The sequence below is a fragment of the Chitinimonas sp. genome (assembly GCF_041904975.1).
Classification (GTDB): Bacteria; Pseudomonadota; Gammaproteobacteria; order Burkholderiales; family Chitinimonadaceae; genus Chitinimonas.
On sequence record NZ_JAYRLZ010000284.1, the window covers coordinates 1 to 5167 of the forward strand.

8 protein-coding genes are annotated in these 5167 nt (G+C 61.5%); all 8 read left to right on the plus strand.

Annotation, left to right across the window (positions count from 1 at the left end; all coding sequences use genetic code 11):
* On the plus strand, nucleotides 1-589 hold a 589-nt coding region (locus ACE3OH_RS18950; RefSeq protein WP_374356875.1), incomplete at its 5' end, for a HutD family protein.
* Between the two features lie 66 nt (nucleotides 590-655).
* A complete protein-coding gene (locus tag ACE3OH_RS18955) occupies nucleotides 656-895 on the plus strand; it encodes a sulfurtransferase TusA family protein (RefSeq protein WP_374356879.1) in 240 nt (79 codons plus the stop codon).
* Nucleotides 896-898: 3 nt separating this feature from the next.
* Nucleotides 899-1246, plus strand: coding sequence for an antibiotic biosynthesis monooxygenase (locus ACE3OH_RS18960; RefSeq protein WP_374356881.1), 348 nt, complete (start codon nucleotides 899-901; stop codon nucleotides 1244-1246).
* Nucleotides 1243-2280: a dihydroorotase gene (gene pyrC / locus ACE3OH_RS18965; protein WP_374356883.1), complete on the plus strand. Its 1038-nt coding sequence runs from the start codon at nucleotides 1243-1245 to the stop codon at nucleotides 2278-2280. The genes ACE3OH_RS18960 and pyrC overlap by 4 nt, the downstream gene beginning before the upstream one ends.
* A 224-nt stretch (nucleotides 2281-2504) precedes the next feature.
* On the plus strand, nucleotides 2505-2984 hold the full coding sequence (locus tag ACE3OH_RS18970; RefSeq protein WP_374356885.1) for a hypothetical protein: 480 nt from the start codon (nucleotides 2505-2507) through the stop codon (nucleotides 2982-2984).
* A gap of 401 nt (nucleotides 2985-3385) precedes the next feature.
* On the plus strand, nucleotides 3386-3943 hold the full coding sequence (locus ACE3OH_RS18975) for a GbsR/MarR family transcriptional regulator (protein ID WP_374356887.1): 558 nt from the start codon (nucleotides 3386-3388) through the stop codon (nucleotides 3941-3943).
* Nucleotides 3944-3948: 5 nt separating this feature from the next.
* Nucleotides 3949-4404, plus strand: a complete 456-nt coding sequence (locus ACE3OH_RS18980; RefSeq protein WP_374356889.1) for a hypothetical protein — start codon at nucleotides 3949-3951, stop codon at nucleotides 4402-4404.
* A partial coding sequence (locus tag ACE3OH_RS18985; protein WP_374356891.1) for a cytochrome ubiquinol oxidase subunit I occupies nucleotides 4379-5167 on the plus strand: 789 nt, incomplete at its 3' end. The genes ACE3OH_RS18980 and ACE3OH_RS18985, both read left to right, overlap by 26 nt.

The following is a 5167-nucleotide window of genomic DNA, read 5'->3' on the forward strand; positions in this document are numbered from 1 at the left end:
CATGAATAGATTGCTACCCACGGCGCCGCACCTGTACCGCGCCGACGACTATCGCACCATGCCGTGGAAAAACGGCGGCGGCAGCACCTGCGAGTTGCTGCGTCTGCCGCATCCAGTGCGGCCCGACGACTTTGCCCTGCGCCTGTCGATTGCCACCGTGTCGCAAGGCGGGCCATTTTCGGCCTTTCCCGGCGTCGATCGCACCCTCTACTTGCTGGATGGCGATGGCATGGCGCTGCAATTTGCCGATGGGCGCAGCGCCCGCCTCGATCAAGCGCTGGCCCGCATCGACTTTGCCGGCGAGGTGGCGGTGGATTGCCAGCTGCTTGGTGCCCGCTCGCGCGATTTCAATGTGATGGTGGCGCGTGATACCGCCCGCTGCCGCAGCGGCATTCACGCGGTGGATAGGCAAGCCACGCTGCCCATGGGAGGCGACGGGCTGACCTGGGTCTACCTGCTGCACGGCAGCCTCACCGTGTCCGGCCTGAGCGCACAAGCCGGCGAGCTGCTCGCCTTGCCGCAGCAGGGCTGCGAAGTGCTGGCGCAGGCAGGTAGCCGCCTGATCGAGATTCAGCTGTTGCCAGCGTGATCGACCGGCAGGGCAGTCGGTCGGGCCGCGCTATAATCGGCCTTCGCCCATTTCCCTGCTTGCGCCATGTCCGCACCCGAAGCCCAACTATCGGTCGACCTTTCCGGTCTGAATTGCCCTCTGCCCATCCTGCGCGCCAAAAAGGCGCTGGCCGACCTGCCCAGTGGCACCGTGCTGCACCTGATCTGCACCGACCCCGGCACCCCCAGCGATTTCGAGGCCTTTTGCCGCCAGACCGGCCATGCATTGGCGCATCATGAAGTGGGCGCCGACGGCAAATTCCTGTTCTGGTTGAAGCGGCGCTAAATCATGATCCTCGAAATCGCCATGCTGCCGGTGCGGCCCGACCAGAGCGCCGCGTTTGAAGCCGCTTTTGCCGAGGCGTCCGCCATCATTGCGTCCATGCCCGGCTATCTCGGCCACAGCCTGCAACGCTGTATGGAAGTACCGGGCCGCTATGCGCTGCTGGTGCGCTGGCAAACACTGGAACGTCACACGGTAGGCTTTCGCGGTTCAAGCGAATACCAGCGCTGGCGCGCCCTGCTGCACCATTTTTATGATCCTTTTCCGGTGGTTGAGCACTTTATGAGTGTGCCGCTGGCTGCTGCCACGCCACTTTTCGACCACGAACCTCACGCCTCTGAGAGCAAGCCATGACCCAACTCACCCTGATCCGCCCCGACGACTGGCACCTGCACCTGCGTGATGGCGACGCCCTCAAGGCGGTGCTGCCCGATACTGCCCGCCGCTTTGGCCGCGCCATCGTCATGCCCAATCTGAAGCCGCCGGTGCGCACGGTGGCCGATGCTGCCGCCTATCGCGAGCGCATTCTGGCCGCGTTGCCGGCTGGTTCCACCTTCCAGCCGCTGATGACGCTGTACCTGACCGATATCACCCCGCCCGAGGAAGTGGCCAAGATCAAGGAGAGCGGCTTTGTGCATGCCATCAAGCTCTACCCGGCCGGCGCCACCACCAATTCCGATGCCGGCCTCACCGATATCGCCAAAGCCATGCCGACGCTGACCGCCATGGCGGAACTCGGGGTGCCGCTGCTGGTACATGGCGAAGTCACTGATCCGGGCGTGGACGTGTTCGACCGCGAAGCGGTGTTTATTGATCAGGTGATGAAGCCGCTGCTGGACAAGCTGCCCACCCTGCGCGTGGTATTCGAGCACATCACCACCGAGCAGGCCGCCAACTTTGTCTGGAGTGCGCCGGCCAATGTGGCGGCCACCATCACCGCGCATCACTTGCTGATGAACCGCAACGCGCTGTTCCAGGGCGGCATCCGGCCGCACCACTACTGCCTGCCGGTGCTCAAGCGCGAAACTCATCGCCAGGCGTTGCTCGCCATGGCCACCAGCGGCAGCCCCAAGTTCTTCCTCGGCACCGATAGCGCGCCGCACGGCAAGTCCACCAAGGAAGCCGCCTGTGGCTGCGCCGGCATGTATACCGCCAATAACGGCATCGAGCTGTATGCCGAGGCGTTTGAGACAGCTGGCGCGCTCGACAAACTCGAAGGCTTCGCCAGCCGCTTCGGCCCGCTGTTCTACGGCCTGCCCGCCAACCCCGACACCATCACCCTGGTGAAGGAAGCGACGCCAGTCCCGGCCGAGCTGCCCTACGTCGGCAATGACACCCTGGTACCGCTACGCGCCGGCGAAACCGTGGCCTGGCGCCTGGCCGACTAAGCCCGGCTTGCCAGATCGCTGAAGCAAACAAGACGCCCCGGCCGCAAAAGCGATCCGGGGCGTTCTGGCATCCGTAGCCTGGATGCAGCCGCAGGCGAAATCCGGGGGCGGGCCAAGCGGCCCGCAAGAGCGGCGACTCGGGCGTGGCGCTTCGTGACCTGCACAAGCCCGGATTACGTTTCTTTGTGCCCTGCTGATCGATCGGATTCTTTGGAGAACTTGAAATGATGACGCACGATTACCAGTCACGGTTTTGGATCGGCGTCGGCCTGTTTACCTTTCAAGCGGGTCAGTCGCTTGATCGTGCACATGGGGACTTTGGCTGTGATGAATTGCGCGACTTTTACAATGGCCGCACGGATCCTGTTCAAGTTGCGGAAGCAGTAATTAATGCGGAGCCCTACCTAGGGCCATTTGAGTGGGCGAGACTTAGAAGGAGGTCTATTCCGACTGTTGACGCATATATCACTGCACGATTGCTATTTGACTTTTCTTTAGTGTTAAGGGGCGACGAAGATCGATCTCCCTTGGCGCGTGGTTGCTTAAGATATTGTTTGACAACGAATGCATTGAAGATATTGGCGGTTTTTAATATGACCCGCTCCAAGGAGCTAGAAGAACTTAATTGGTACAACAAGAGTAACTTGATCGGCACCGTTCGCGAATTGACAGATTTGGTCGGCGAAGATTGGTTTAAAACTTAAATAGGCATGAAAAATCTCGTAGCCGGATGCCGCCGCAGTGCACCCGTGATGTAAGGGGCTAAAGCCCCAACAACCAAGCCGTCGCCCGAGTCGACGGCTTGGGAGCTTGGCCCATGGGCCTCAAACACCCTCATCCGCTTGGTCTGCGATCCTCGCACCACCCTGGGCTACAGGGCACTCCATGGTGAGCGCCGAAGATCATCAAGCTACCTGGGGCGGCCCTCGCGGCTGAAGCCGCGCCTGCACAGGCAAAGCAGGCACCAGCTCCCCCCGCCCTTGTGAACGGCGCCGTCAACACCTTGCGCCACCGTCAGGCCCTGCCCGCCTTGCGCACAGATCCGTTCCGCTTGCGTTGATTTCCATCAAGTTTTAAACTTCCAGAAAATACTGGAAATTAAAGAATGAAACTGACGCCGCTAGCCGAACGCTTTGTGCTGCACTTTGGTGAGATGGGCTCCCGCTGGGGGGTGAACCGCACCGTCGGGCAGATTTATGCGCTGCTCTATATTGCCGGGCGGCCGCTCAATGCTGACGAAATCGGTGAGACGCTGGATTTCTCGCGCTCCAATGTCGGCATCGGCATCAAGGAGCTACAGGCCTGGCGGCTGGTGAAGCTGACCCATCTGCCGGGCGATCGACGTGACTACTTTGCGCCGCCGCAGGATGTGTGGGACATCTTCCGGGTGCTGATGGAAGAGCGGCGCCGCCGCGAGATCGAGCCGACCTTGTCGATGCTGCGCGAGGCGCTGATGGAGGCGCCGGGCTTCGAGGAAGACCGGGTGGCGCAAGAGAAGATGCGGCAGATGTACGAGCTGATCGAGCTCACTACCGGCTGGCTGGATGAGGTGCAGCGGCTGTCGCCGGAAACGGTGATCAAATTGATGCAGCTCGGTGCCAAGGTGCAAAAGGTGCTGGAGTTTGCCGATAGGCTCAAGCTCGGCGGCGGTCGCGAGGACTAGCCATCATGGACAGCGACGGCCCCAGACCCACACCGCTTGCCGGGTCGGAAGTCTCCCCGGCACTGGCTTCTTCCCAGCTTGCTGTCGGAATGAATTCCGACCTACAGGCAGCACGGTCTGCTGAAACGATCTGCAGGAGCGGCTTCAGCCGCGAATGCACAGGTGATGCGAAGCGCGTCGCTATCGCGGCTGAAGCCGCTCCCACAAGTGAGGCTGCTAGCAAGAAGCGCTCAGCTAGCCTTTCCGCCCGATTCAATCGCCGCATCCTGGTTTTGATCGTGCTGATCAAGCTCGCTCTTTTGTACGCCGCACACCATCTGTGGTTCTCGCAGCCGCTGGCCAAACATATGCGGGTTGATCTGCCGGTGGTGGAAAACCACCTGGTCGGCCGCCCCGCCTCCCCGGCTTTACCCTATCCCTCCCAAGGAGTTGCCCATGACCCCCGCCGACCTGCCGGCTGATGGCGTGGTGGCTTTGTCGCGCCTGCAGTTTGGCGCCACCGCCATGTTCCACTTTCTGTTTGTGCCGCTCACCCTGGGCCTGAGCTGGATTCTGGTGATCTGCGAGTCGGTCTATGTCATGACCGGCAAGCAGGTGTACCAGGACATGACCCGCTTCTGGGGCAAGCTGTTCGGTATCAATTTCGCCATGGGGGTGGCCACCGGCCTGACCATGGAATTCCAGTTCGGCACCAACTGGGCTTATTACTCGCATTACGTGGGCGATATCTTCGGCGTGCCGCTGGCGATCGAGGGCATGATGGCCTTCTTTCTGGAATCCACCTTCGTCGGCCTGTTCTTCTTCGGCTGGCAACGCCTTAGCCGGGTCAAGCACCTGATGGTGACCTTTTTGCTGGCGCTGGGCACCAATCTATCGGCGCTGTGGATTCTGATCGCCAATGCCTGGATGCAGAACCCGGTCGGCGCCGCCTTCAACGATCGCACCATGCGCATGGAGCTGACCGATCTGGCTGCGGTGTTCTTCAATCCGGTGGCGCAGGCCAAGTTCGTGCATACGGTGGCGGCCGGTTATGTATGCGGCGCCATGTTCGTGCTGGGGATTTCCGCCTGGTATCTGCTCAAGGCGCGCGATACCGATTTCGCCATCCGCTCGTTTGCGGTGGCGGCCGGCTTTGGCCTCGCGTCGGCGCTGTCGGTGATCATCCTTGGCGATGAGTCGGGCTATACCACTGGCGAAGTGCAGAAAGTGAAGCTGGCGGCGATT

Coding starts and splice junctions, on each gene's coding strand:
- ACE3OH_RS18960 (WP_374356881.1), top strand. CDS start 899: ATGATCCTCGAAATCGCCATGCTGCCGGTGCGGCCCGACCAGAGCGCC.
- pyrC (WP_374356883.1), top strand. CDS start 1,243: ATGACCCAACTCACCCTGATCCGCCCCGACGACTGGCACCTGCACCTG.
- ACE3OH_RS18955 (WP_374356879.1), top strand. CDS start 656: ATGTCCGCACCCGAAGCCCAACTATCGGTCGACCTTTCCGGTCTGAAT.
- ACE3OH_RS18970 (WP_374356885.1), top strand. CDS start 2,505: ATGATGACGCACGATTACCAGTCACGGTTTTGGATCGGCGTCGGCCTG.
- ACE3OH_RS18980 (WP_374356889.1), top strand. CDS start 3,949: ATGGACAGCGACGGCCCCAGACCCACACCGCTTGCCGGGTCGGAAGTC.
- ACE3OH_RS18975 (WP_374356887.1), top strand. CDS start 3,386: ATGAAACTGACGCCGCTAGCCGAACGCTTTGTGCTGCACTTTGGTGAG.